Annotated in this window: 19 protein-coding genes and 1 pseudogene; 15 read left to right on the plus strand and 5 right to left on the minus strand. The window is 45.1% G+C overall.

Annotated features, from left to right (window positions below; genetic code table 11):
- Positions 1-7 precede the first annotated feature (7 nt).
- Positions 8-718 (minus strand): purine-nucleoside phosphorylase, encoded by a 711-nt coding sequence (deoD, locus tag R7Z47_RS01890; RefSeq protein WP_005375140.1) that lies wholly within the window; start codon positions 716-718, stop codon positions 8-10.
- Positions 719-1,116: 398 nt separating this feature from the next.
- Here deoD and R7Z47_RS01895 point away from each other — a divergent pair, with 398 nt between their 5' ends.
- From R7Z47_RS01895 to R7Z47_RS01910, 4 genes are read left to right on the plus strand one after another with little or no spacing between them, the layout of a single operon-like run.
- The gene (locus R7Z47_RS01895) at positions 1,117-2,067 is read left to right on the plus strand and encodes a YbgA family protein (protein ID WP_053350049.1); all 951 of its coding nucleotides are present in this window, start codon (positions 1,117-1,119) and stop codon (positions 2,065-2,067) included.
- The gene (locus R7Z47_RS01900; protein ID WP_262606613.1) at positions 2,057-2,857 is read left to right on the plus strand and encodes a MerR family transcriptional regulator; all 801 of its coding nucleotides are present in this window, start codon (positions 2,057-2,059) and stop codon (positions 2,855-2,857) included. The genes R7Z47_RS01895 and R7Z47_RS01900 overlap by 11 nt, the downstream gene beginning before the upstream one ends.
- Positions 2,858-2,879: 22 nt before the next feature.
- Complete coding sequence (phrB, locus tag R7Z47_RS01905; protein WP_005383934.1) at positions 2,880-4,295, plus strand: deoxyribodipyrimidine photo-lyase; 1,416 nt, start codon at positions 2,880-2,882, stop codon at positions 4,293-4,295.
- 6 nt (positions 4,296-4,301) lie between these two features.
- On the plus strand, positions 4,302-5,228 hold the full coding sequence (locus R7Z47_RS01910; protein ID WP_206953473.1) for a L,D-transpeptidase family protein: 927 nt from the start codon (positions 4,302-4,304) through the stop codon (positions 5,226-5,228).
- 26 nt (positions 5,229-5,254) lie between these two features.
- On the opposite strand, the gene R7Z47_RS01915 is transcribed toward R7Z47_RS01910, so the two are convergent.
- Positions 5,255-5,509, minus strand: a complete 255-nt coding sequence (locus tag R7Z47_RS01915) for an Lpp/OprI family alanine-zipper lipoprotein (RefSeq protein ID WP_005375145.1) — start codon at positions 5,507-5,509, stop codon at positions 5,255-5,257.
- Between the two features lie 550 nt (positions 5,510-6,059).
- Here R7Z47_RS01915 and R7Z47_RS01920 point away from each other — a divergent pair.
- The 6 genes from R7Z47_RS01920 to R7Z47_RS01945 all read left to right on the plus strand — a co-directional run bounded on the left by R7Z47_RS01920 (position 6,060) and on the right by R7Z47_RS01945 (position 16,162).
- Positions 6,060-7,403 (plus strand): DEAD/DEAH box helicase, encoded by a 1,344-nt coding sequence (locus R7Z47_RS01920; RefSeq protein ID WP_005383932.1) that lies wholly within the window; start codon positions 6,060-6,062, stop codon positions 7,401-7,403.
- 324 nt (positions 7,404-7,727) lie between these two features.
- Positions 7,728-9,725 (plus strand): prolyl oligopeptidase family serine peptidase, encoded by a 1,998-nt coding sequence (locus tag R7Z47_RS01925; protein WP_258666601.1) that lies wholly within the window; start codon positions 7,728-7,730, stop codon positions 9,723-9,725.
- A complete protein-coding gene (locus tag R7Z47_RS01930) occupies positions 9,726-11,867 on the plus strand; it encodes a TonB-dependent hemoglobin/transferrin/lactoferrin family receptor (protein WP_262606612.1) in 2,142 nt (713 codons plus the stop codon).
- A 9-nt stretch (positions 11,868-11,876) separates the two neighbouring features.
- The gene (locus R7Z47_RS01935; protein ID WP_262606611.1) at positions 11,877-14,129 is read left to right on the plus strand and encodes a proprotein convertase P-domain-containing protein; all 2,253 of its coding nucleotides are present in this window, start codon (positions 11,877-11,879) and stop codon (positions 14,127-14,129) included.
- Positions 14,130-14,154: 25 nt separating this feature from the next.
- On the plus strand, positions 14,155-15,588 hold the full coding sequence (locus R7Z47_RS01940) for a DUF1566 domain-containing protein (RefSeq protein WP_262606610.1): 1,434 nt from the start codon (positions 14,155-14,157) through the stop codon (positions 15,586-15,588).
- A gap of 1 nt (position 15,589) precedes the next feature.
- Positions 15,590-16,162: a DUF1566 domain-containing protein gene (locus R7Z47_RS01945; protein ID WP_017820503.1), complete on the plus strand. Its 573-nt coding sequence runs from the start codon at positions 15,590-15,592 to the stop codon at positions 16,160-16,162.
- Positions 16,163-16,263: 101 nt separating this feature from the next.
- Here R7Z47_RS01945 and R7Z47_RS01950 read toward each other — a convergent pair whose 3' ends face one another.
- A complete protein-coding gene (locus tag R7Z47_RS01950) occupies positions 16,264-17,907 on the minus strand; it encodes a methyl-accepting chemotaxis protein (protein ID WP_171345505.1) in 1,644 nt (547 codons plus the stop codon).
- A 331-nt stretch (positions 17,908-18,238) separates the two neighbouring features.
- Here R7Z47_RS01950 and R7Z47_RS01955 point away from each other — a divergent pair, with 331 nt between their 5' ends.
- The 5 genes from R7Z47_RS01955 to R7Z47_RS01975 all read left to right on the plus strand — a co-directional run bounded on the left by R7Z47_RS01955 (position 18,239) and on the right by R7Z47_RS01975 (position 24,240).
- Complete coding sequence (locus R7Z47_RS01955) at positions 18,239-19,060, plus strand: phosphate ABC transporter substrate-binding protein (RefSeq protein WP_005375153.1); 822 nt, start codon at positions 18,239-18,241, stop codon at positions 19,058-19,060.
- Positions 19,061-19,160: 100 nt separating this feature from the next.
- Positions 19,161-20,093: a phosphate ABC transporter permease subunit PstC gene (gene pstC / locus R7Z47_RS01960; RefSeq protein WP_005375154.1), complete on the plus strand. Its 933-nt coding sequence runs from the start codon at positions 19,161-19,163 to the stop codon at positions 20,091-20,093.
- 22 nt (positions 20,094-20,115) lie between these two features.
- On the plus strand, positions 20,116-20,979 hold the full coding sequence (pstA, locus tag R7Z47_RS01965; protein ID WP_005383923.1) for a phosphate ABC transporter permease PstA: 864 nt from the start codon (positions 20,116-20,118) through the stop codon (positions 20,977-20,979).
- Positions 20,980-21,039: 60 nt separating this feature from the next.
- Positions 21,040-21,789: a phosphate ABC transporter ATP-binding protein PstB gene (pstB, locus tag R7Z47_RS01970; protein WP_005375156.1), complete on the plus strand. Its 750-nt coding sequence runs from the start codon at positions 21,040-21,042 to the stop codon at positions 21,787-21,789.
- A gap of 327 nt (positions 21,790-22,116) precedes the next feature.
- A complete protein-coding gene (locus R7Z47_RS01975; RefSeq protein ID WP_262606609.1) occupies positions 22,117-24,240 on the plus strand; it encodes a GGDEF domain-containing protein in 2,124 nt (707 codons plus the stop codon).
- A 129-nt stretch (positions 24,241-24,369) separates the two neighbouring features.
- Here the strand turns inward: R7Z47_RS01975 and R7Z47_RS01980 are convergent, their stop codons facing one another.
- Complete coding sequence (locus tag R7Z47_RS01980; RefSeq protein WP_262606608.1) at positions 24,370-26,016, minus strand: BatD family protein; 1,647 nt, start codon at positions 26,014-26,016, stop codon at positions 24,370-24,372.
- Between the two features lie 4 nt (positions 26,017-26,020).
- Positions 26,021-26,410 (minus strand): annotated as a pseudogene (locus R7Z47_RS01985) (hypothetical protein); the annotation flags it as partial.

Genomic DNA, 26,410 nt, shown 5'->3' on the forward strand with positions numbered 1-26,410 from the left:
TTTGTTCTTAGATGTTGATTGCAGTTTCTAGTGCAACTTTCATCATGTCGTTGAACGACTTCTGACGCTCTTCTGAGCTTAGTTTTTCACCACGGATGATGTGGTCAGAAACTGTCAGGATAGTCAGTGCTTTCGCGCCTAGGTCAGCTGCTACGCCGTAGATACCAGCCGCTTCCATGTCTACACCTAGGATGCCTAGTTTTTCCATCTTCTCGAAGATGTCTGCTTCTGGTGTGTAGAACAGGTCAGCAGAGAATACGTTACCTACTTTTACAGGCACTTCCTGAGCGCGCGCTTGGTTAACTGCTTCTTCTAGAAGACCGTAATCAGCGATTGCTGCGAAATCGTGGTTGTTGAAACGGATACGGTTAACTTTAGAGTCTGTAGAAGCACCCATACCGATAACAACGTCCATTAGTTTCACGTCGTCACGTACTGCACCACAGCTACCCACACGGATAACGTTTTTCACGCCGTATTCAGCGATTAGCTCGTGTACGTAGATACAGCAAGACGGGATACCCATGCCGTGGCCCATTACAGAAACTTTTTTGCCTTTGTAAGTGCCAGTAAAGCCGAACATGTTGCGAACGTCACAAACTTGTTTCACATCTTCTAGGAACGTTTCAGCGATGTATTTAGCGCGCAACGGGTCGCCTGGCATTAGAACTGTTTCAGCGAAATCACCTGGTTGTGCGTTAATGTGTGGGGTTGCCATAAGTGCTCTCCAAAGTTTTGTTTTGATAAAACGCCTCTATTATAGAACGCTATTACCAATTCTGTTGAACTTGTTCGTTTTCGTTGAGGCAATAATATCGGGACGTACAGTGGCCCCTTGAGAGCTTAGTCACAAAAACCACGCATTTAGAAACTGCAACCCCTATTGATAACTAAATCTGTTGAAATCAAAAGAGCAATCGATTTGCTTTTGAGCAGTTTGTCGATTGCGCGCACAAATTCTTTGTTTTTGGGCCAAACTTTTTTCTGACAGCTGGTTGATCGAAATACTTTCGAGTGAAGTAAAACGATTAAATTGTACAACTTATTTTCTTGTACAATCTGGAAAGGCTTGCTATAAGTTATACAACAAAACTTTTTGTATAGGGATGCGTCATCATGGAATCTTCAATCAAAGTAGGTATCAGTTCGTGTGTTTTGGGTGAACGAGTGCGTTTTGACTCTGGTCATAAGGTGAGCAACTTTGTGACTAAAGAGCTCAGCCCGTATTTTGACTTTGTTTCGGTATGCCCTGAAGTCGGCGTAGGTATGCCAGTACCCCGTCCAACAATTCGTCTTGTTTCTAATGAAGAGCGTGTTGCATTGGTTGAAACCAAAAATCCAGAAAATGATCATACCGACAATATGCTCACTTACTCGGCCAATAAAGTAGATGAACTTCAAAGCGAGCAGCTTTGTGGTTACATCGTTTGTGCCAAGTCACCAACTTGTGGCATGGAGCGAGTCAAGGTTTACAGCAAGAACAGTGCTGCGAAAGAAGGTGTTGGCTTGTATACACAAACATTGATGCAAAAAATGCCTTGGTTGCCTGTTGAAGAGGATGGCAGACTTAACGACCCTGTATTGAAAGAAAATTTTATTACTCGAGTATTTTGTCTAAATGACTTTTACGGCTCGATGGATGGTGAGCCTACTCGTGGCAAAATCATCGACTTTCATTCGCGCTACAAACTGACGTTAATGGCACACCACCCAGAGTCATACCGCTCCCTTGGCCGCTTAGTCGCTGATGTCGCTAATTATGAAATTGAAGACTTTTACCAAGAGTATCGTTTAGGACTTATGAAGGCGTTAACGAATCGGGCTAGCCGCAAAAACAACACAAATGTGTTGATGCATTTACAAGGGTACTTCAAACGCTCACTAACTAAAGAAGAAAAAGAAGAGTTAGCGACAGTGATTCACGACTACCGTATCGGAATGCTGCCTCTGCTAGCACCACTTACATTGATTAAGCATTACTTAAATACTTACCCAGACGAGTATTTAGCAAAACAGAAGTTTTTAGAACCGTATCCGCAGGAGATGAGATTACGCTATGGTTTGTAGTTCAGAAGAAAAACTATACGCGATCCGAGATGTCGCAGAAATCACGGGTGTAAAACCAGTTACGCTGAGAGCTTGGCAACGAAGATACAACTTGATCCAACCTCAGCGAACTGAAAAAGGACACAGACTTTATCGCCAGCAAGATCTCGATACGATTCGCGAAGTCCAGAGCTGGCTCGCGAAGGGGATTTCGATTGGTAAAGTGAAGGGGCTGCTAGGAAAAAGCGCCGATGTCGAAGTCAAAAACGAGGTTCGCACACTCGAAGAAGTTGAAAACATGCTGCTTGCGCTGTCTACCCTGAATCGAGGAAAAGCAGAGAGTTTACTTGCCTCTGTTCTTAAAGAGTATCCACTAAAACTCGTTATTGATCAGTTTATTAGCCCAGTATTTGATGCGCTAGGCATGGTGAAAGGATCGCTGCGATCTTTACAAGTAGGGTTATTTCAGACTTGTTTGATCACTCGACTTGCCCTTGTTATCGATTCTGAAAACAAAGCCGCTTCCAAAGGAAAGTGTCTGCTCATTAGCTTTGAACAAAACAGAGAGTCTGAGAGTTGGATTCAAGCAGCGAAGCTTTGCGAACAAGGGTATCACACGACTTTGATCGATAAGGTTGATGATGTTTCTGGTCTACTAGATCACGAGGTCGTTGAAAATGGTTCGTTTATCTACCTTTTCTCCAACAAAGCGCTAGCTGCTAAACAAGTAGCGTCCATCAAAATGCTTCACGCACAGTTAGGTGATCGGATGGGGTGCTCTGAAGTGATAGAGAAATTACACCTAACTTAGTAGACAAAAGATAGGAGCTACCATGATTTTAGTATGGTTTCGACGTGACTTACGTACGTTAGACCACACGGCACTCAAAGCGGCATTGGATTCAGGTCAGCCTGTCGTCGCTTGCTTTATCGCGACGCCAGAGCAGTGGCGGGAGCATCACATGGCGCCGATGCAGGCAGACCTCATTGCTCGTCGCTTAGCTTGTCTTAACGAGGAGCTTGAAAGCCTTAATATTCCCTTTTTGTACAAAGAGGTACCGTCGTTTTCCGATTGTACAGATGTGATTAGTGGGTGGGCGGAAACACTTGAAGCCACGTCTGTCATGGCAAACATTCACTATGAGGTGAACGAACGAGAGCTCGATACACAAGTAAGTGAAGCGTTAGCTTCTCACGATATCGAATTTGAACTGTTTCATGACAAATGTGTGCACGCGCCAACGACGGTTCTTAATAAGCAAGGCGAATATTTTAAGGTGTTTACGCCATTCAAGCGTGCTTGGTTAACGCAGTTCCATATGCCGACGGTAGTAAAACCTCACGAGCAAGCGCCACTCAATAAAAAGGTACTCGAACAATTAGAGTCGGCTCGATTTAATTCAAGCTTCACATTTAGCTATCCTCGAGAATCCAGTGAAGACTGGCTGGCTTCGACTAATGATATTTTGAAGCAGCTTAGGGAATTTGCACGGGAGCGCAGTGACGCGTATCAAAGCGAGCGAGACTTTCCAGCTATTGATGGCACTAGCCAACTGTCTCCATACCTTGCGATTGGCGCGCTATCACCAAGGCAGTGTATTGCTCGTTTGTATGCTGAAAATCAACAAAATGACCTTACAGAAGGGAAAGCAACTTGGTTAAGTGAGATCATTTGGCGTGAGTTTTATCAGCACCTATTGGTTTTCGAACCAAAACTCGTCAAAGGCAAAGGATTTATCGATTGGGAGGATAAAATCCAGTGGTCCTATGATGAGAAAGCCTTTGAGCGATGGAAGACAGGAACAACAGGATACCCAATCGTTGATGCAGCAATGCGTCAGCTCAATCAAACAGGTTGGATGCACAATCGATTACGTATGATTGTCGCGAGCTTTCTTACCAAGGACTTACATATTGATTGGCGATGGGGAGAAGCGTACTTCATGAGTAAGCTGGTGGACGGCGATTTTGCAGCGAACAATGGTGGCTGGCAATGGTCTGCTTCTACGGGCTGTGACGGGCAGCCATACTTTCGTATTTTTAACCCGATAAGCCAAGGCGAAAAGTTCGATGCTAATGGTGAATTTGTGCGCCACTGGGTACCAGAAATCAAAAGTGTACCGAACAAATACATCCATAAACCTTGGACTTGGGAGGGCTTTTCTTTACTGGAATATCACAAGCCGATGGTTGATCACAAGACAGAAAGAGAGATAACCTTACAGCTCTTTAAAAGTGCCAAGGAATAGAGTGAAATGCTTAGCAAAAAGCGATCAATGAGTTTCGCAAAACGTACCCTGCTATCTGTGTCGTTATCTTTAGTGAGTGGTCTATCATTCGCTAAGATGTACGAATTACCAGAGGATGGAAGCCGTTTAATTGGTCGCCTTGAAAACCACGTCGTTCAAGAAGGCGAAACCATGGCAAATATCGCTAAGTTCTACGATGTGGGTATGCTAGGTTTAATGGCCGCAAACAAAGGCGTGGATCCCTTCTTACCAGAAGAGGGGCATGTTCTTACTATTCCGACACAGCTAATCCTCCCAGACGTACCTTATAAAGGTATCGTTATTAATCTAGCCGAGCTGCGCTTGTATTACTTTCCGAAAGGAGAGGATATTGTCCATGTATTTCCTGTCGGAATTGGCCGAATAGGGCGCGATACCCCAGTAATGACAACGCGTATCAGCCAAAAACGACCGAACCCTACATGGACTCCTCCAGCCTCTATTCGTGCCGAGTACAAAGCAAAGGGCATTGATCTACCAGCCGTTGTTCCTGCGGGGCCTGATAATCCACTTGGTATGTTTGCATTGCGTTTAGCTTACGGGAATGGCGAATACCTAATTCATGGTACCAACAAGGACTTTGGGATTGGTATGCGAGTCAGCGCGGGTTGTATTCGTATGGACCCAAGTGACATTGAGTGGTTATTTGACAAGGTGCGTAACGGCGAAGACGTTAACATCATTAATCAGCCTATCAAAATGACACTTGAACCTGACAGAAGTGTGTTCTTAGAAGCACATGAGCCTTTGACTCGTAGTAATGGCGAGAAAGATGAACTCAAAGTGCCGAAAGAGTTAAAGTGGTGGCTAGATGAATTCGGTATGAAAAACGTAAAGGCTAAAGCAGCAATCGCTGCACAGAATGGGGTTCCTGTCGAAATAACCGCGCCTTAACGGGCGTTAAGACGCGGTATCAAATCTTACTTAGTGTAAGACTGAGCGATGTTATCGATACGCTCGTTAGCACGCTCAGCTTCTTCTTGAGCAGCCATTGCTGCTGCGCCTGATTTTTGAACGTCAGATTGAAGAGCTTGTACGTCTTGACTTAGTTGGCTAACTTGGTTGCTTAGTTCGTCTAATTTTGCTGCATTTGCTGTTGCTGCGTCATCAGAAGAAGCACAACCGGCTAGTAGAAGTACTGAAGTTGCTGCAGCTGCGATCAACGTTTTGTTCATATAAGAACTCCTTGCTTATAGTGAAAGTCTCGCCACCAACTATTATTTTATACAGTAGCGAGGTTAAATGTGGTTACATTTTATCAGTACATGATGTAGCAAAAGTCAAAAAAACCCAAGAATTTCATGGAGTACCTGACGTCAACTTTTACCTGAGCTTAACAAAGGTGAATAGTCTATCTTCTCCCTCGCTCTCACAACAGTTTTCATAGCAGGTGTATTTGCCACGTTCCTGATATCAATAATTTAGACGATATTGACACAAATGAAAGTTTATTGGCCCAAATAACTGCTATTTACGTCGTTTTGTTGAAGAATAGAAGACATATCTGAAAGGCCTTTCACTGAACTTCACGTTCAGATGCACATCAAAAAGGCTAGGGTTTACTCTGAACTGAGCCACAAATGATGTTTTACCGTCACCACAGGGAATTAGTTTGTGTGATCTCTATCTATACTCCTATGATTTGCGGTATTATACCGAGCTTTATTTTTTTGCTGCGTTAGAGCGGAAACGACACTACAGAGCGCTCAGACGCTGACTGATTTATTGGAGAATACTTTGCAATTTAAAGATCTAGGCCTAGACAACCGATTGTTGAAGAACCTAAAACACTACGATTTTAAAAAAGCGACTGACATTCAGCAGCAGGCGATTCCTGTTGCGATTGCAGGCAAGGATCTATTGGCATCTTCGAAAACGGGTTCGGGCAAGACTTTGGCGTTTGTATTGCCAATGCTTCATAAGTCTTTAAAGACAAAATCGTTTTCTGCGAAAGACCCTCGCGCGGTTATCCTTGCTCCTACTCGTGAGTTAGCGAAACAAGTATATGGTGAGCTTCGTTCTATGCTAGCTGGCCTATCTTATGAAGCAGCACTGATTTTGGGTGGTGAGAACTTTAACGATCAGGTAAAAGCTCTGCGTCGTTACCCGAAATTTATCGTGGCGACACCAGGACGTTTGGCTGATCACTTAGATCATCGTTCGCTTTATCTGGATGGTTTGGAAACGCTGATTCTTGACGAAGCAGACCGTATGTTGGATTTGGGCTTTGCACCAGAGCTTCGTCGCATTCATAAAGCAGCCAAGCATCGTCGCCGTCAAACGTTGATGTTCTCTGCGACATTAGATCATGCAGACGTCAATGAAATCGCGGCTGAAATGCTCAATGCGCCAAAGCGTATTGCTATCGGCGTTTCTAACGAAGAACATAAAGATATTACGCAAAAATTTTACTTGTGTGATCATCTGGATCATAAAGAGGCGATTTTAGATCGTGTTCTTTCTGAGGCTGAATATCGTCAAGTTATTATCTTTACGGCAACGCGTGATGATACTGAGCGACTAACAGAAAAGCTAAACGAAAAGAAACTGAAGGCTGTAGCACTGAGTGGTAACTTGAACCAGACTCAACGTAACACCATTATGAGTCAGTTTGAGCGCGCAGTATTTAAGATCCTTGTAACGACTGATGTTGCTTCCCGCGGTTTGGATATTGCAACTGTGACACACGTCATCAACTTCGATATGCCAAAGCATACCGAAGAATACGTACACCGAGTTGGTCGTACTGGTCGTGCTGGAAACAAAGGGGATGCAATCTCTCTTGTTGGTCCAAAAGACTGGGATAGCTTTAAACGTGTAGAAGCATACCTACAACAAGATCTTGAGTTTTCAGTGTTCGAAGATTTGAAAGGTAAGTTTAAAGGTCTTAAGCCACCTAAACCAGATTTCCGCAATAAGAAAGCGACCGCAAAGAAAGCTCGCCCTCAAGCGAAAAAATCAGCGAAAAAACCAGCTAAGCGTGACAAGAGCTTCTACAAAAACGTATCTGTGGGTGATGATGTCTTCATCCCTAAGAAAAAACCAGCGGCACCGAGCTCTGAAGAGTAAAAGCTGCTGTAGTTTCCCATTGATTTTAGTTCTTAAAAATCCGAGTGTTCGCACTCGGATTTTTTATGTCTGTCGCTAGGTGAAATAGCCTCTTTCCATACTCACTCGTTTGTCAGTTTTTATATTTGTCTGGTTGTATATAAACAGCATAGAACGCTAATTTAGGAAGTTATTAAGTTTTATTACCTCGGTCAAAGCAAACGTTTTTCCTCACACACTAGATAAAAACCTCACATGATTATGAAAATGATAATTGATCTCATTTTTATTTAAGGGCAGAATACGCGCCATTGTATTAATCCTATAAATGAATTCGCTCTCTATATGAAATTTACTCATGTTTTTTTAGGGCTCATAATTACCTCTAGTTCTGGCTTTGCTGCTGATGATTTCAACTGGCTTCGAGATGATGCTCGTAAAGATGAACGAGTTCTTACCTACCTAACAGAACAAAACCACAAAACTGAACAGCACCAAAAAAGTTATCAGACGTTGACAAAAAACCTACTCACACAGTGGGGTACCATGGTGGCAGACAAAGGTGATAAGCCATGGTCGATCATGAGTGGAAGAGAGTGGACGCTAACGCGTCGCGATGGTCGTTACTTACTGTTATCCCGTGCGAGTCAACATGCACCAGAAAACGTGGTGTTCGATTTCGATGAACGACAATCTGCGCATCAGTACTACCAACTTGGTCAATGGCAAGTGAATGGTGACACATTACTTTTCACGGAAGATATCGACGGCAGCGAACAATATCGCGCCGTGGTTGTTGATTTACTCTCCGGCCAATCTACGGAACTGGCGACGCACGTCGATAGTGGCGTATTGTTATCACCTAACGGAAAAGTGGCATTCCTCGTTGCAAAGGAAAAGCGCACTCAGCGACCTCATCAGATCTTAAGTATCTCCACTGAATCTTTGGCAAAAACAGTCCTGTGGAATGAACCCAAGTCAGATTGGTTACTTTCTTTCTATCGTGCGGCAGATAGCCGTTATGCTGTGCTGCAAAGCAACAACGAGTCAACAACAGAGCAGAAGCTTGTCGATCTAGAAACGGGCACTGTCTCAGATTCATTGCGAAAGCCTGAAGTGGGTGTTGAATATTACGCGGATGTGGCGAAAGGTTACATTTATCTTAAAAGCAACCTGGAAGGAAAGTTCGCCCTTTACCAAGCCGAACTCGCACCGCTTGGCGCAACATGGCAACGCTTTACCAATCCTCGTGAGCCGCTTGAACAGTTCTACCTTTATGATGCAGGAGTTGTGGCACTTAGCAAGCCAAACAATGTGTCGACTTTGACGGTGTATTCTTACCAAGGTCAGGAAAAAGTGATACTGCCATTGGAACACGATGGTCATGTCGCTTGGCTAAGCACGTTGGGCGATTTTGAATCAAACAAGATTCGTATCCGAAGCATGTCGATGACTACGCCTCCTCAGTGGGAAGAGTTCGATGTAAAAACGCTGAATAAATCCTTGTACTCTCAAGATGCTTACCAAGACTTTGATAGTCAGCGTTATGTATCCCAACGTATTTTTATTAAGCACGACGGCGTTTCTGTCCCGGTCTCTTTGGCGTATCGCAAAGACAAATTGCACCCACAATCTCCTGTGATGATTTACGGTTACGGCGCGTATGGTTTTACGATGAAACCGTACTTTATGCCTCAGGTTATCAGTTTACTCGACCAAGGTGTGATTTACGCTATCGCCCATGTCCGTGGCGGTGGGTACTTTGGCGATGAATGGCACGAGCAAGGCCGTGGTGTGCGAAAAGCCAATTCTATTGGTGATTTTGTCGCGGCCGCGAAGGCGCTGCAAACATTCGAACGTGGCAATAGAGAGGTTTTCGCCATCGGTTCTAGTGCTGGTGGCACGTTGGTGGCCGGAGCGGTTAATCAAGATCCTAAATTGTTTTCAGGTGTCGTACTTAAAGTGCCTTTTGTTGATGTGGTTGCAAGTATGTCGGATACCTCACTTCCGCTTACCACACAGCAGTATGGCGAATGGGGTAACCCAACCAAACCTGAACAATTGGCGTTAATGAAGGCGTACGATCCGATTCTCAATATCCATAAAGACGCTTACCCACCCATGTTTGTTCAAGTCGGTTTAATCGATCAGCGCGTGCCATATTGGGAAGGCGCTAAGTATCTCGCTAAAGTTTCAGCGTTAAGTGAGCGCAACGGGCCGTACTTGTTGCAAACTAATTTTAATTCGGGCCACCAAATGGACCCGCGACAAGCGCAAGAACAACAAGCAAAAGAATACGCATTTCTACTATCACTCATTAAAACATCTAAAGCGGAGCAGTAAATGAAGCTTACCCCAGTGTCAGCGGCAGTACTTTCGGTACTTGCTGCCAGTCAAGTGCACGCCGAATCTAAGGTTTTCTCAATGGAAGAGGTGGTGGTAACCGCCAATAAAATCGATCAGCCATTGTCAAAAGTGGCAGGTAGTGTCGCGGTTATCACAAACGAGCAAATCGAAGAAAGAGGCGAGACCGAGCTATATGACGTGCTGCGTAACGAACCTGGTGTAAGCGTGACGGGCGGTGCAGGACGTCCGCAAAACATTACCATCCGTGGTATGACGGGTAACCGCATTATGATCGTTCGTGATGGCATTCGTTCTGCGGATGGCTTCGGTGCGAATGACATTAATGATGCCGTTGGGCGAGATACTTTTGATTTATCCAATTTTGAATCGCTGCAAATCATTAAAGGGGCAAGTTCTTCGGTGCATGGCTCTGGCGCGATCGGCGGTGTGGTGATTTTAGAATCCAGCCAGCCGGGTGATTTCTTAAAAGACAAAGACTTCTACACCGATGTTTCCGGTACTTACACCGATATCAGCAACAAGTACAAAGGCACGAGTAATCTAGCTTTCCGTTCCGGTGATACAGAGAGTTTGTTTAACGTTTCATACTGGCAAGGACAAGAGACACGTAACTTTGATGAAGATTTGTATAACCGCGACCTCGATGGTTACAGCGGTGCTTATACGATCAACCACTTTTTCAATGAAGAGGTGATGTTGAAAGCCAAAGCGGAACTCTACACCCAGAATCAAGAGCGTTTGGAGGGTTCACCGTCCATTCAACCTGATGGAATTTGGCATATTGAAGACTTTGCTGAGGATGAAACCACGGAAGAGTACAGCGCTTATATTGGTGCAGAGGTGACTCCGATTAATCCAACTTGGTTCGAAGAGTTGGATACCAAAGTTTACTGGCGTCACACCGAAGTGGTGGAAGACACCAACCGTTTAATGCGCCAAGTGGATCACAATGGTTTGATCACCAAGCGTCGCGAGCTGGAACACAAAACCTTCATTGACGAAACAATTGGCTTCCGTGGCGATTTCACCAATACGATTTATGCAGCAAATGCTGAGCACCAATTGGCTTACGGTGTTGAGCTTTCTACAGACTATTACGAGCGCACAGATAGCGATTCCAAGATTGATTGGAACGGGGTAACGCCTTCGACCAAACAACCTTTCGCTCCTGCTCGTGCTTATAACATTGGCTTGTATGTTCGAGACATGGTGGAACTGGATAAATGGACCATCACAGGTGGCCTACGCTTTGATGCGCACCGTCTCACGCCAGACGGTGCGGGTGAAGTGGGCGGCTTCCCATTAAAAGACATGGATAGCTCAGAGGTATCTCCAAGTTTGTCGGTTTCTCGTGAGGTATTTGCCAACAACATTGCTTATGTATCTTATAACCATGGTTACCGTGCTCCGGAATACGATAAAGCGTATGGCTTCGTAAGCCACGACTTTGTGCCGCTCACGCCGTTTGTCATTGCACCAAACATGGATCTAGAAGCTGAAACTTCCGACTCATTTGAAATCGGTAACAAGTTCGATAACGGTCGTGCGTATGTCTATGCGTCTTTGTTCTACAACAAGTTTGAAAACTTCATCGACGTTGTGACCACGGGCTTTGACTCAAGCAATGGTAATTACATTAAACAATACCAAAACCTCGATGGTGTCGAGACGTATGGTGCAGAGCTTTCTGCGGGTTACGCGATCACTAAGCGATGGAACATCAGCACCAAGTTTGGTTACGTAGATGGCAAAGACGCGGAAGGTGAATACGTTCGAAGCATTACGCCATTCGAAGGTAACGCTCAACTGAAATACGCCAACCAAGACTTCAATGCTTACGTGGCTTGGAACTGGGCCGCGGCAATGGATCGCGTTCCTAAATGCCAGACCACGCTTGGTCTAGCGACAGATTGCGCGCAGACAAGTGCGTGGAATACGTTTGATATTGGCGCAACTTACCACGTTTCCAAAGACCTTCGTGTTAGCGCAAACATCATCAACCTATTCGACAAAGAATACATCCGATACCAAGACGTAGCGGGTATCGTTGAGGAAAGTAAGCGTTACTCAACTGAGCCAGGGCGCTACTTCACGCTGACTGCAAAATACGAATTCTAGGACGAAATCATGAAGCTAAAACCATTGGCGTTTTCACTGCTTATTGCATGTACCCCTGCGGCGCTGGCTGCAGAGTGGGATTATCCCTCAACGGATTCTGTGGTGACCAATGAAGCGCAAGCGAAAACTTATCTAGACAGCCACTACTCAGAAGCGGGCGAGTTTAAGTTCCGTTACAAAACCCAGTCTCAGCTTGGCAAGCATTACAATTTTGATGTTTGGGTTAACGGTGAATATCAAGCACAGCGTGCCCTCGTAGTAACAACCGATAAAAATCATCACGTTGTGCGAGTGTTTAAGAGCCTTGACGATACGATCATTCGCAACGGTAAACCAACGGTTGCAATGGAATTGGAATCGCCTCGCCAACTGCAAGCACAAGAGCCACCGGCTTTGAGCTCTGGAAGTCTGGTTGATGTTGAGGTTTCTTTATTCAACCCAGATCTTCGCACCATGCAACAGCAAGCAGCACCAGAATCGACGTGGTCAGCACTGTCTGATTACCCTCAGCCGATCGAGTACGTAACCAAGTCGATTGAGGTTTTAAAGTCGGGAGGTAAGTTCTATCTCTCTAACCCAAGATTAAAGCAAGTGGATGCGACGGGTTTATTTGCAGCCCCAGCACCTGGTGAAGCGCCTGTACTCGATACGTTGGACTTTCTCAGCGCAGAAGGGGTTCAAGCATTTGACAGTGTTGATGAGATGCAAAGCACCGAGTTTGGTGACAATGCGTTCCCACAGTTGATGGCTTTTTATCATCTTGATAGCTCGATCCAATATCTGACAAGCCTGACTTACGACTTGTTTGACGAACCGCTTCGTTTTGACGCTCGCGGTTTATCAAAAGATAACTCTACTTACTATTACGGTCCGAAAGCACTCATGCTGGGTGTCGGTGGTGTTTCTCCGGATGCAGTCGATGCTGATGTCGTGATACACGAGCTTGGGCATGGCATTCATTACCAAATCGTACCGGATTGGGCGTACGGTCACACTGGTGCTATCGCAGAGGGTTTTGCTGATTACTGGGCGGGCAGCGCGAGCTACCGCATTCAATATTTGGATGCTTCGCGTCGTGGTCAAGAATTCGAGTTAGATACGGTGTTCAACTGGGACGGTGTGTTCGGAACACGCAAAACAACTCGTAGCTTATGGAACCAAAGAGCACGTTACTTCGAGAGCTCAGAGTACCCAGCGCACGTTAGTGTGGGCGGTGAACTAGGTGACGAGCTATGGTCAACGCCGCTGTTTCAAGCGCTTAAAGCATCGGTTGAACGATACGGTGATGATACCGATAGGGTGTTCCGCGAGTTTGACGCCATTGTTCTTGAAGGCATGTACGGCATTGGTCGTGGCGTGAAAATGCATGATCTGGCGGAGTCGACCGTGTTTGCCGCAAACACCTTGTTCCCAAATAAAGACTACGCCCAATTCCTGACGGACAGCTTCAACAGACACAACTTACTTAAAGCGCCTCTTCGTGTTCGCTATGACGCTCGATACATCGCACAAGGTCAAGACGTTGGTTTGAGCCTGAGCCAAACTGGCCGTGAAGCGAGCATCAAAGGGCAATGGCAGCTAAACAACGCATCTGTTTTCGACTTTGATGAAACGCTTTCTGACTCGACCTCAATGAAGGTGGCGTTACCAAGCGGTCTAACATGTGGCACGCAATTCGATTCCTCTATTTCATTGGATTATCAATTTTCTGAAGGCCTAAAGACTCACCAGTGGAGTGAAAAGGTGATGCTGGTTAATGGTACGCCAGAGCTCGATATCCAGCCTCAACCAGTGAACTCCGCTTTGCCGGAACAGGGCGACAGACTGTTCTCTCAGACGCTATCGGACAAGTCACGCACGATTGATGATTCGTTTGCGGTTTACCTGAACATCGAACATGACTCACTGCAAGATCTGCAAGTGACGCTTGTGTCTCCACAAGGTAAATCGGTCGTGCTACTTAGCCATCAATCAAGCAATACCAAAGGATTTAAAGGTTACTTCACCGCTCAGTATGACGAGGAGTTACAAGCACTTGTCGGGCAACCGAGTTGGGGTACTTGGCGTCTCGAAGTGTCTGACCGCGTGTCAGGGAACTCTGGGGTGTTGAAAGAGTGGGGTGTGAGTCACTTTGCTCAGTATCAGTGTAGTGCTGATACCACTAAAGAAAGCAGTGGCGGTGGTTCAGGTGGCAGTGGTTCGCCTTGGACCTTGTTAGGACTTTTCCTGCTTTCAATGGTGAGAGTGATTCGCTCTCGTTAATTAAAATCAAAAGAAGATAAAATCTATGAAGTTTCAATATTCTTTCGTTGCTATGTCACTAGCCCTTGCTGGCTGTGGCGGAGGTTCTGGTGGTGACACGTCGGCACCGACCTATGATGTAGCTGGCACCATCGTTTCTGCAGGTACACTTCTTGATACGCCAGTATGTATCGATTTAAACCAAAACTACGTTTGTGATTCCACTGAACCGAGTGCTAAAACGGATAATGCCGGTAAATTTAGCCTGACTTCAAGCGACAAAAACGTACTAACCAGTACCATTCTTGCTCAAGTTGATCAAGGTTCAAGCCAAACGTTGCGTCTTGCGGCTCCGGGTCAAAATTTAGCAACGGGTAACACGGTCAATGGTGTAACAACGTTGCTCGCGGGTCTTGTAATTGACGGTAAAACCGTTGCTCAAGCTGAAGAGATTGTGAAAGCGCAACTCGCCGATGCCGGTGTTTCTCTGTCTGGAACGGTAATGTCTAACGCAGAAGCCAGCGAGCTAGATAAGCTAGAGCAAAACACGGTTGCACTATTAGCTGCAATGCAGCCACAACAAATGACCCAAGGCGTAGCGCTGCTTGCTCAAAGCCTTAGCTTCCAGGGTAAATCATTGGCCTCTGATCTTCTGTCTGAAGCGGAAGTAAGTGCATTTGCTGAAGAAATTGTAGCGGTTGCTGAACAAACGGTTGGTAGTAACGATACGGGCGCCGTTCTTTATTTTGCTGAAGGAGCAGCAGACGTTGCTGAGGTTCAAGCGTCTTACCCTGGTCAAGATGCAGAATACGGCTTCGACAAAGAGGACAAGCAAACGTCGACAGGCGCTGGCTTTAAGTTCGTTAAGCTAGATTCACAAGGTGCAGCTTTAGCTGCAGATGCGACTGAGTGGGCTTGTACTATGGACGAGCGTACTGGTCTTGTTTGGGAAAACAAGAGTGCGGATGCGAGCTCGGTTCAATTTAAAGATCGCCTATTTGCGTTTGAGTCTGAAACATTTAAGCCGTATTACGAAGATCTTGAAGTCGTTGGTTGTGTGGATGCTGCTGATGGCATCTGTTCAACAAGCCAATATGTTGAACATATAAACAAGCAATCACTATGTGGCATTAGTGACTGGCGCCTACCAACATACCAAGAGTTCTACGATGTTCTAGACTTAGGTGAGACAGAGAAAGACGCCGACGGCAATGTCTATGGTATGACGACAGCTTACTTCCCTCAACAGGGTAAAGGCAGCCCAGACGTTAATTCAGGTGCTATTTGGCTAAGTGATTTCACATTTAATAATTACTCTCCTGCTAACTACGAAGGTGCACTTCAATTTGCAGTGATTGCAGCGAAGGGCGCTGACCGTGGCCACGTAAGCTTTGTTGAAATTTATTCTGACAAAGTAGAGCGTGACACAGGCACGTCATTCCAATTCCCAATCCGTCTAGTAGCAGTAAAGGGCCAATAAGATGAAGAAATTAATAACTGTACTATCTCTTGCTTTGGCTTCTCAAACTGTAATGGCTGCACAAGAGTGTTCTACTGACTTTGCTAAAACGGCACCTAACACGCGTTATACATATTCTGAGAGCGGTACCGTAACTGACCTGAAAACAGGTCTAACATGGATGCGTTGCCCTGTTGGTTCAACGTGGAATACGGCAAACGAAGCTTGTGATGGCGCTGCGACTAAGATGTCATGGCAGTTAGCGCTATCAACCGCTGAGCAAATCCGCAATGAATCAGGTAATCATGCTTTATATGACTTCGCTGGCAAAAAGAATTGGCGCATACCAAACATTAAGGAGTTAGTCGCGTTGACAGAACGTGCTTGCCATAGCCCTGCGATGAACGGCACTGCATTCGCAAGTGGCTACACGCTAGAGGTGGGTGACTATGCTGGTTACATCTGGAGTAACACACCAAACGGTGATGGCTCAAACGTTATGGTGTTTGATTCATTTAATGGTGAGGTTTACAACTGGAACCCACTAGAGTCAACGAACATTTCCTCTGTTCTGCTGGTTACTGACGAGGAGTAATCACCCCGTTGGATTTTCACGAATCCAGATGTTATTAAGCTCCGCCAGTGCGGAGCTTTTTCTTTTCTAACCTTTGGAACTTATCGTGTTGAGCAGAGTATTTAAACTTGGAACTGCTTAAGCTGATGTTTTTGGTTTTCTGCTAAACCAGACAACTCTTGCGCTGCCGCGGCTGATTGAGTGATCCCAGTGACGTTCTGGCTCACTAGTTCATAGATGTTCGTTAAGTTGTTGTTGATATCAGCCGTGACCTGTTTCTGCTCTTCTGATGCGGTCGCAACTTGAGTGTTGATTGAGTTCAGATCGGCGATAGCATTACTGATATTAGCAAGTGATTGGCTAACTTCTTGTGTCAGAGCTTGGTTGTCTGACAACATGGCTAAGCTGGAATGCATACTTTCATTTGCGTGACCAGATTGTTGCTGTAGCTCTTCTATAATGGTTTGGATCTCTTTGGTGGACTCCTGAGTTCGCGCTGCCAGCATACGTACTTCATCGGCCACTACCGCAAAGCCTCTGCCACTTTCGCCCGCTCGTGCAGCTTCAATCGCTGCATTCAGTGCAAGTAGATTCGTTTGCTCAGAAATACCTTCAATCACTTCGATCACGCGACCAATGTGTTCTGATTGTTCTTTTAGCGAAGTCACGACGGCAGCGGCTTCGTTAAGTTGTTCCGCCATCTTTTCACTTGCGCGAGTACTTTCCCCAAACATGCTTATACTTTGTGAGGTTAACGTACGTGCTTGATTTGATGCACTATCGGCTTCTTGTGCATTGGTCGATACTTCAGCTGCGGTCGACTCTAGCTGATTGATCGCCGAGGCTACTTGCTCAACTTCTTGCTTTTCTTGATCCGAGTTGACGCTGCTTTGAGTCATAACAGTTGCTAACTCGGTTGATGCTGATGCCACATCTTCACTAATGCGAACCAATGCACTTACAGTTTCACGCAGTTTTTCTATGGTCTGGTTTACATCCCGAGCCAACTGAGACACTTCGTTTTTCCCGATGGCTTCGGCCTTAACTAGTAGGTTTCCCTTCGCGACTTCCTGCATCGTTACTTGAAGGTTACGAATCGGCGCAACGATGTAGCTGGCGAGTACCCAACTAATAAGTGAAGCGGCACTCAAGATCACCGCAAGCGAGACGGCGCTGTAAGTTAGCGTGGTTGAATGTTGTTCGCCATTCGTTTCGACTTCATCGGTGACGATTTGATTCAATTGTTTAGATAGTTTGTCGATGGCGTTGATCATCGCTTCGCCAGCTAATCGATACTCAGCCATTGCAGATTCGTACTTTTGATTGAAATCAGAGGTGGTGTAATCAGAAGAGTGTTTAGTGGTGAGCAGAGGTGTCATGGTAACGCGAGTGAAATCAACATAGTGATTCATGGCCTTACGCATAGCATTGACTTCATTTTGAACGCCAGGGAGATTGTCGATGGAGTTAAGAAAATCGCGGTTTTTGTTTTGTCGCTTAGAAAGCTCTTGGTTGAGAGACTGAACATCTTCGGCTCTAAATAGACTATAAATGGCTTTGATGCGCATGGCGTAAGTGTTGTCTACGATGCCGCTAAGTTCCTCTTTGTGAATGATTAGCTTATGGGTGGAAGCCGAAACCTTATTGAATGCTTGATCGAGTTTACCGATTCCGACACTCAGTCCAATGATGAGTAATATAACTGTGAATAGAACAGGCAGAAAAACCTGAAGTTTAATAGAAAGCGTACTAAGAAATTGACGCATGAGATTGACCCTCTATCGGTTTGATTATTATCTTTTTTATAAATAAGCATTTCGATTTTAATTGTTACATTTGCCAAATCAATGAGTTACTCATGCCTAATTGTTATGAAATGTACCAAAATCGATGGGGTTATCATCTTGAACATGAGGCAACGTTATAAAAACGTTACGTTCAAATTGAGAGAGGGATAAGTCGCGGAATTAATAGTTAGAAATGACAACGTGTCATAGAGGGTTCAACTAAGTGAAACACAACTGTCATATTCAAATTCTAAAGTGAGCACCGTTCAAGTGAAACACAACGGCAATAAAGCCACTTAAGGAAATTGTGATGAAAAAGACAGTAATCGGTGCAATCGCACTTCTAGGCGCAATGGCAGTGACTCCTGTTTCTGCTAAAGAAACTATCTCTGCAGTGGGTTCTAGCAGCGTAACTCCACTGATGGAAGTTTTCTCTGAAACGTACATGAAGAAGAACCCTAACGTATTTATCGAAGTTCAAGGTCCTGGTTCTTCAGCTGGTGTAAAAGCAGCGAAAAATGGTTCAGCAGACCTTGGTATGTCTTCTCGTAATCTAAAAGACTCTGAAAAAGAATCAACACTAATCGAAGAAGTGGTTGCTCGTGATGGTATCGCAGTGGTTGTTAACCCACAAAACAAACTGCCAGGTCTAACAGCCGAGCAAGTGACTGCAATCTACAAAGGCGAAGTATCAAACTGGAAAGAAGTCGGTGGTGCAGACAAGCCAATCGTAGCCATTACTCGTGACACGGCTTCTGGTACTCGTGGCGCATTTGAAGACATCATGTCTCTAAAAATGAAGATTTCTGGTAAGAAGGTATCAGCTATCTCTCAACGTGCTCAAGTTGCAAACGGTAACGGCGCACTGAAAACAATGGTTGCATCTAACCCATACGCAATCGGCTACATTTCTCTTGGTACTGTAGACAACACTGTTAATGCGCTAGCAATCGACGGCGTTGATGCGACGGTAGCTAACGTTAAAAACGGTTCTTACAAAGTAGCGCGTCCATTCCTTGTTCTTTACAAAGAAGGCAAGCCATCAACAGAAACGCAAAAATTCCTAGACTGGATGCTAACTGACGAAGCGCAAGCGCTAGTTGACCAAAAAGGTTACATCTCAGTTAACTAATCCCATCGGGACTCTAAAGTTTGCTCAGCCCAACGTTTCGGGCTGAGCCTTTTCTATCCATTGTGTTCAACGGCATTGCCCAGAACCGTGAGATTTTTAAATGACCATCGCAACAAATAGTGAAAAGCTTATGAATACTGACGCTAGAGCTATCAGCAAGTCAGGCCTACGCGAGAAGCGTCGTGTAGACTGGAAAGAGCGCATCTTCCACGGCTTGTTCCTAACGAGTGCCGTAATCGGCATTGTTTCATTGGCCGTTATTGCATACTTCATCGTTCGAGAGAGTATTCCGGCATTCCAAGAAGCAGGCGTATCGGGCATTGTCTTAGGACAAAACTGGTTACCACCTGCGCTTTACGGTGTCGCCACCATGATTGTGGCATCTATCGTATCGACGGCCGGTGCTGTCATTGTTGGGGTTCCAATTGGTGTTCTGACCGCCATTTTTATCGCTGAAATCGCACCAAAGCGATTAGCAGACATCATCCGTCCAGCGGTTGAGCTGCTAGCCGGTATTCCTTCAGTGGTCTACGGTTTCTTCGGTCTGGTTATTATCGTTCCATTGATTCAGAAGGTATTTGATGTACCTGCAGGTAATACTATCCTTGCCGGTATCATTGTTCTTGGTGTGATGATTCTACCAACGGTAATTACGGTATCTGAAACGTCTATCCGCGCTGTCCCTCGTACTTATAAAGAAGGTTCTTTGGCACTGGGCGCATCGAAAATCTACACCATCTTTAAGTTGCTCGTTCCAGCGGCTCGCTCAGGCATCATGACAGGTGTGATACTGGGTATCGGTCGTGCGTTGGGTGAGACCATGGCGATTATCATGGTTATGGGTAACGCGCCGGCAATGCCAGAAGGCATCCTTGATTCGGCTCGTACACTAACTGCAAACATCGCCATTGAAATGTCTTACGCAAGTGGTGTTCACGCGAACGCACTTTACGCTACAGGTGTAGTACTTCTGGTCTTCATCATGTCGTTGAACGCTGTACTACTGTACCTAAACCGAGAAAAAGCGAAGTAATCGCTCGTTAAAGGTGACTATTATGGATCGCGCAAAACTGAAAAAAGCACGCCAGTTCAAAGATAATGTCTTTAACGCATTTGTCTGGATCTCGGCAGCACTAACGGTAGGTTTTTTGTTCTGGATTATCTGGTACATCCTATCAAACGGTCTACAACACGTAGATTGGAACTTCATTACTGATAACTATACGCGCACAGGTGAAGAGCACGGTATCTTCCCAATGATTGTGGCGACCATTTACATGGTTATCGCTTCTATCGCAGTGGCAGCGCCACTCGGTATCATGACGGCAATCTACTTGACCGAATACGCGAAAGTGGGCAGTCGTTTGGTGAAAATCATCCGATTCTGTACCGAGTCATTGGCGGGTATCCCGTCGATCATTTTCGGCCTGTTTGGTATGACTTTCTTCGTGGCGATTCTTGGCCTTGGCTTCTCGATTCTGTCGGGTGCATTGACGCTAAGTATCCTAATCCTGCCAGTGATCATCCGTACAACGGAAGAAGCGCTGATGGCAGTGCCACAAACTTACCGTGAAGGCTCTTATGGCCTCGGTGCTTCTAAGATTTACACTATCTGGCGTTTGATTCTTCCGAGCGCAATGCCAGGTATCTTAACCTCGGTCATTCTAAGTATTGGTCGTGTCATTGGTGAGTCTGCTCCAGTATTCCTGACAGCAGGTATGGTTGCACGTATTCCGGATTCTTTATTAGATTCAGGTCGTACGCTAACCGTTCATCTATACAAACTGACTACCGAACTGTTTACCGTTGAAGAATGGAATCAGGCTTACGGTACGGCAACAGTGCTTATCGTAGTTGTTCTCTTGATCAACATGGTAACGAAACTGATTGCTAGACGTTTTAACACCGCAACTTACTAACAACACTAATTAAGAACGCACGTTAAAAGACACGAATTCAAGAATTAAGAGATTAAGACAATGAACAAATTTGATATTGAAAACCTAGACCTATTCTACGGTGACAACCAAGCACTGAAATCGATCAACTTACCAATTCCAGTTCGCCAAGTAACTGCACTTATCGGCCCGTCAGGTTGCGGAAAATCAACGCTTCTACGCTGTTTGAACCGAATGAATGATCTAATCGAAGGCGTGAAAATTACAGGTAAATTGGCGATGGACGGCGAAGATATTTACGGCAACATTGATGTTGCTGACCTTCGCATCAAAGTCGGCATGGTATTCCAAAAGCCAAACCCATTCCCGATGAGCATTTACGAGAACGTGGCTTACGGCTTACGTGCTCAAGGTATCAAAGACAAAAAGACAATTGATGAAGTGGTAGAGCGTTCGCTGCGCGGTGCTGCACTTTGGGATGAGGTGAAAGATCGCCTTAAATCACACGCATTCGGTCTTTCTGGTGGTCAGCAGCAACGTTTATGTATTGCACGTACAATCGCGATGGAGCCGGATGTGATTCTGATGGATGAGCCAACGTCGGCACTTGACCCAATTGCGACACACAAAATCGAAGAACTGATGGAAGAGCTAAAGAAGAACTACACCATCGTTATCGTGACTCACTCAATGCAACAGGCGCGTCGTATCTCTGACCGCACTGCGTTTTTCCTAATGGGTGAACTGGTTGAGCACAACGATACGCAAGTGATCTTTAGCAACCCTCAAGACGACCGTACTCAAGGCTACGTAAATGGTGATTTCGGTTAATCCACCGTATTTACAAGCATAACTAAATAACTATAAGCGATGGTAACTTTGCCCCTCTTGATGAGGGGCCTTTTTCTTTTTAAGTCGTAGGCTTAAAACATCTACCAACACAAAAATCTTGTAAATAAGTACAACTTTCCTCCCCAGTTTATAAAGCATGTAACTTATGTGAAACATGGCTTTAAAAGTGCTGAAGAGCTCTCGAATGTAACACTAAGTCTGATAATTTTGCGAATGACTTAACAGCTCAAATTTGAACGTATTGATTGCATATCATGGCCTAAGTAGTTTTTTATCGAGGATAAAAAAGTAGATTAGGTTGGTAGGGTGAGTTTAAGAAGTTTTACAAGAAAAGTGTCTTCAACGAGGGACCATCGGTTGCTAGCGGAGGCAATCTTTGATCATTTAGAGAGTCTGTTCTCCCCTCAAGCCCTCGCTATTTTTGAAGATCCTTCAATTAACCCTCGTCATTCAATGAGCTTCTCTCGCGGAGAGCTTTACCCAACCCAAAACTATCCTGAGACATTCTGGGAGTGGGCAAGTCAGTTTGATACCTCTGAAAGCATCATACCTCTGGCGATCAACACTTGTAACTGGAATCACACCCGAGATTTAGGCGGTGATAGTTACATCATGATGCTCGACAACACGCCTATCAAACGTACCTACCTACTGATTCAATCTGTACATGCTCGCACAGCACATAATATCTATGAAGAAAGTTACGACGCAATGCAGCTCGCAGCGGCGCGTTGGCAATGTATTCGTGCTGAAAAAAATGCCTCGAAAGAGATCAGGCACAGAGATATTCGTGAAGCGCAATATGTTGATGAGATTAGCCAACGCGAGCGCTTTATCGAAAATATGAAGTTAGTTCAGCAAGTTGCACTCGAAATCTCTAATCCTGATTCTTTAAAGGACTTGTACTACAAAGCCGTCGAAGCGTTACGTGAACGACTTGGGTTTGATCGCTCTACACTGATGCTTCTCGATGTGAAAAAGCGTAGCTTCAGTGGTACATACGGTACGGATGAGTCAGGAATTACGATTGATGAATTTCACACACAATATGATTTACACCAACTTAGCGAGGAGTATATCACCGCGTTATCTAGCCTCGAGAGCAACTTAGTTATTGTAGAAGACGCGCCAATATACACAGCAGGCAAGGTCATCGGGCAGGGCTGGAATGCGATGTTGATTTTACGCGATGGCAATGAACCGTTTGGGTGGTTCGCGCTAGATAACTTTATTCATCGTAAGCCGATAACGGCATATCAAAAACAGATGTTGGACTCGTTTGGTTCACTCTTCTCTCAAATTTACATTCGTAAGCGCCAAGAACAAAACGTACGCATGCTGCATTCAAGCATGGTTGAGTTATCACGTTGCACTACTGTCAGTGGAGTATGCAAATCGGCCGTCACTTTCGCCATTAAAAATCTTGGTATTGATCGAATGGCGGTGTTTTTAACTGATGAAAATTGCTCTTACATGCAAGGAACGTGGGGTACCGATATTCAAGGTAATGTGGTGGATGAATCTTACTTCTTTGGCGAAACCCAAGATTTCTCTCTTATAAATCTGGCTCGCTCAATGCCAAACGAAGTCGCATTTGAAGAATCAGTGCCTATTTATCATGACTGTAATATTGTTGGCTTTGGTTGGGCTGCGATGACGGTATTGACTTCAAATAGCAGTGGTCCTATCGCCTTTATCGCTGTTGATAATTTGCTGACACGTGCGCCCTTAACTTCTCAGTTACGTGAAGTGATTCGTATGTTCGCGTCCAGCTTAGCTGAAGTATTGCAACGTACTCAAGCTCAAGAGGCGATTCGCGAACTAAACGAAAACTTAGAGCTGGAGGTTCAGAACCGAACAAAAGAGTTGGAGGAAGCCAATCGACAGCTTGAGGTACTTTCTAAGCTCGATCCTTTGACGCGTCTTGGTAATCGCCGCATGTTAGAACATGTGATGCAAAAATATTGTGCCCTAGAGTGTGAAGACGACATGTCGTTTGGCCTGATCCTGATTGATATTGACCATTTTGGCTTATTCAATAATCACTATGGTCATCTCGAAGGCGATATCGCATTGATGCGAATTGGCTATATCTTGGATCATCATACCAAAGGTGAAGATGAAGTTTTTTGCCGTATCGGAGGTGAGGAGTTTGCATTGCTCATGATTGGTTCTGAGCAAGAGGAGGTTCGACTGAGAGCAGAGTGCATTCGTCAGTGCATCGAGGGCGAGGGGATAAAGCATCGACATAACCCAGAAGGGGAGTTACTTACCGTTTCAGTCGGTTACTCCTGTTATAAAGCGAAAGGCAAAGACTTTAATTTCGACCATTTATATCAGTTGTCGGATAAGGCACTCTATCAAGCGAAGAACCATGGGCGAAATTGTGTAAGGCGATACGAATACGAGCCCCAAGTGTTTGTTGAGTGAGTGATGTTCATAAGAGCAACTTGATAGGGAAGGGGGCGGCGGTTGGTGCTCTAGATAAAACCGCTAAAGCAAATTTGGCCGGATAAGAGAATGGGCAGCTCATGAGAGCTGCCATTGTTATCTAGTTATTTATAGCTTTTCGAGCTGGTGGTCGGTTTTTGTTACGTTTGCTTTGCCAAGGTTTTGAATTTTCGCTAGCAGCGAATCAGGGCTCCAAGGTTGTTGGTTAGTACTAAAATACGCTTGATTCATGGCATTAAGCTCTTGCTTAATTGCTTGTACGTCGCCAGGGTTTAGCCTGTCTTGATGAGTGGTTAAATACTCATTTACAGAGCGTTCAATTTTCGCAGCATCGCCCTCTTCGATGACTTTTTTTAGCGCGTCGATGCAAAGTGGTTGTTCAGTATTTGAAACCGTTCCACTCGCTGTTATTGGGCGCTTTTTCCATGCCCAAATTGCGATTCCTAATGTCATTATCCAAAGCCCTGAGAAAACAAAGGTTAACGTTCGCCAGAGACTGTTTACACCGCCGCTTGATTCAGGACTAGGGGCTGACACTAAAGGCGCTGAAAGAGGCGATTCCGGCAACGTGATTAGCCCAGTGTCATTTTTCTCTACGTCTAATGTTAGCTCTGGTAACGTTGTTTTCTTCGCTTCATCATTTTGACTGTCCCACCAGTTCAAGTCGTATCCTGGTAAGGTATATTTCCCGGCCTCTGTAGGAATAATGACTTGCTTCACCGTCATGGTAACGGTGCTATCTCTCGCGCTATCGAACTTAGGTTGTTCGGGATACACGCGCAGTGAACTCGGGTAACTAATATTGACTCGTGGCAGATATTCGGCTTGTGTACCGCGAGCCTTAACTTGAATGGTTCGAGTGAGTGAAGAGCCTTGTTTTACTGTGTTGATCGCGTTAGTCGACAGTAGATTACCTTGATCGTCTTGCCAGCTCTGTGTCATTTCTAACGCTGAAGCAGGAAGCCATTCACCTTTAAATTCGCTCGGAATCGGTTTGACCGTGATTGGCATGCGTTCCGCTTTGGTGTTGATAGGCATTATTTTGGTTGAGCCCGTCAAGCTGTCGCCATAAATATAAGAACCGGTCAGTTTAGGACCTATCAAGGTATAAGTGCCTGGTTGATTGGCCGTTAAGCGAAACGACTGCTCTATGACCGCTACTTCTAACCCATTTAAGATCTTCTGTCTTTGTTGTAAGCCACCCAGTGCCTCAAGCTTCATGCCTTCAATCTGCGGAGGTACTATTTGCGGGTTATCTAGGCGTCGAGTGTCCGCTTTAATTAGAAGTTGTATACGTAATGTTGCAGATTGCTGAGGGTAGAGCGTACTGTTGTCGACCGTAATATTAAAGCTAAATAGATCATCAAGATTGGGGTCTGTTTGGCTCGCGTTGACATGTAGTTTGATCGGCTCCGTTTTCATGCCATCAGCGGAAAAACTTGGAATAGTCAGAACACCTTCTTTCATTGGTGCAATTGAGATACTCCACTCGGTACGCACTGATTTTCTTCCGTTAATGTTATTGCTAGAGCGGCCATAACGAGGTTGACCCAAGAAGAAGTCTTTCTCTAGAACATTGAAGTCGATTGAGTCTGAGCTGAGCTCAGTATCTGAAATGATTCTGAGGTTAATCACTTCATTCTTGGCTACTTGTGTTTTATTCACACTAGCTTGAAGTGTCTGTGCCATCACCGAGAAACTGGATATTAGGCTGGCCACAAAAATAAAGACCAGTTTTACGCCTTTGTTCATCACAGGCTTACCACTCCTTTTGAGATTGTTGTGGAGGTTGTTTTTGTTGCGCTTGAAGTTGCATTTGCGCACGGATCAAAAAGCTTGGGTCGCGAGCACTTTCTACTGCTTCTAGTCGACGGAACTCAGGATCATCCTGATGCATTTTTTCGGGATGCGCTTTAGCCTGTATTGGTTCACCTTGATCCTTCACTTGCTTGTCATCTCGTTGCGGTTGATGTTGTTCCGTTTTTTGTTTTTCTTCTTTATTTTCAGAATCTTGCTGATTTTGTGACTGTTGTCCTTGCGCTTCTTTCCCTTCGTTTTGAGACTTTTGTTGCTGTTGCTGTTGCTGTTGCTGTTGCTGTTGCTGTTGCTGTTGCTGTTGCTGTTGCTGTTGCTGTTGCTGTTGCTGTTG

It is taken from the genome of Vibrio sp. 1641 (assembly GCF_033339995.1).
Lineage (GTDB): Bacteria > Pseudomonadota > Gammaproteobacteria > Enterobacterales > Vibrionaceae > Vibrio > Vibrio alginolyticus.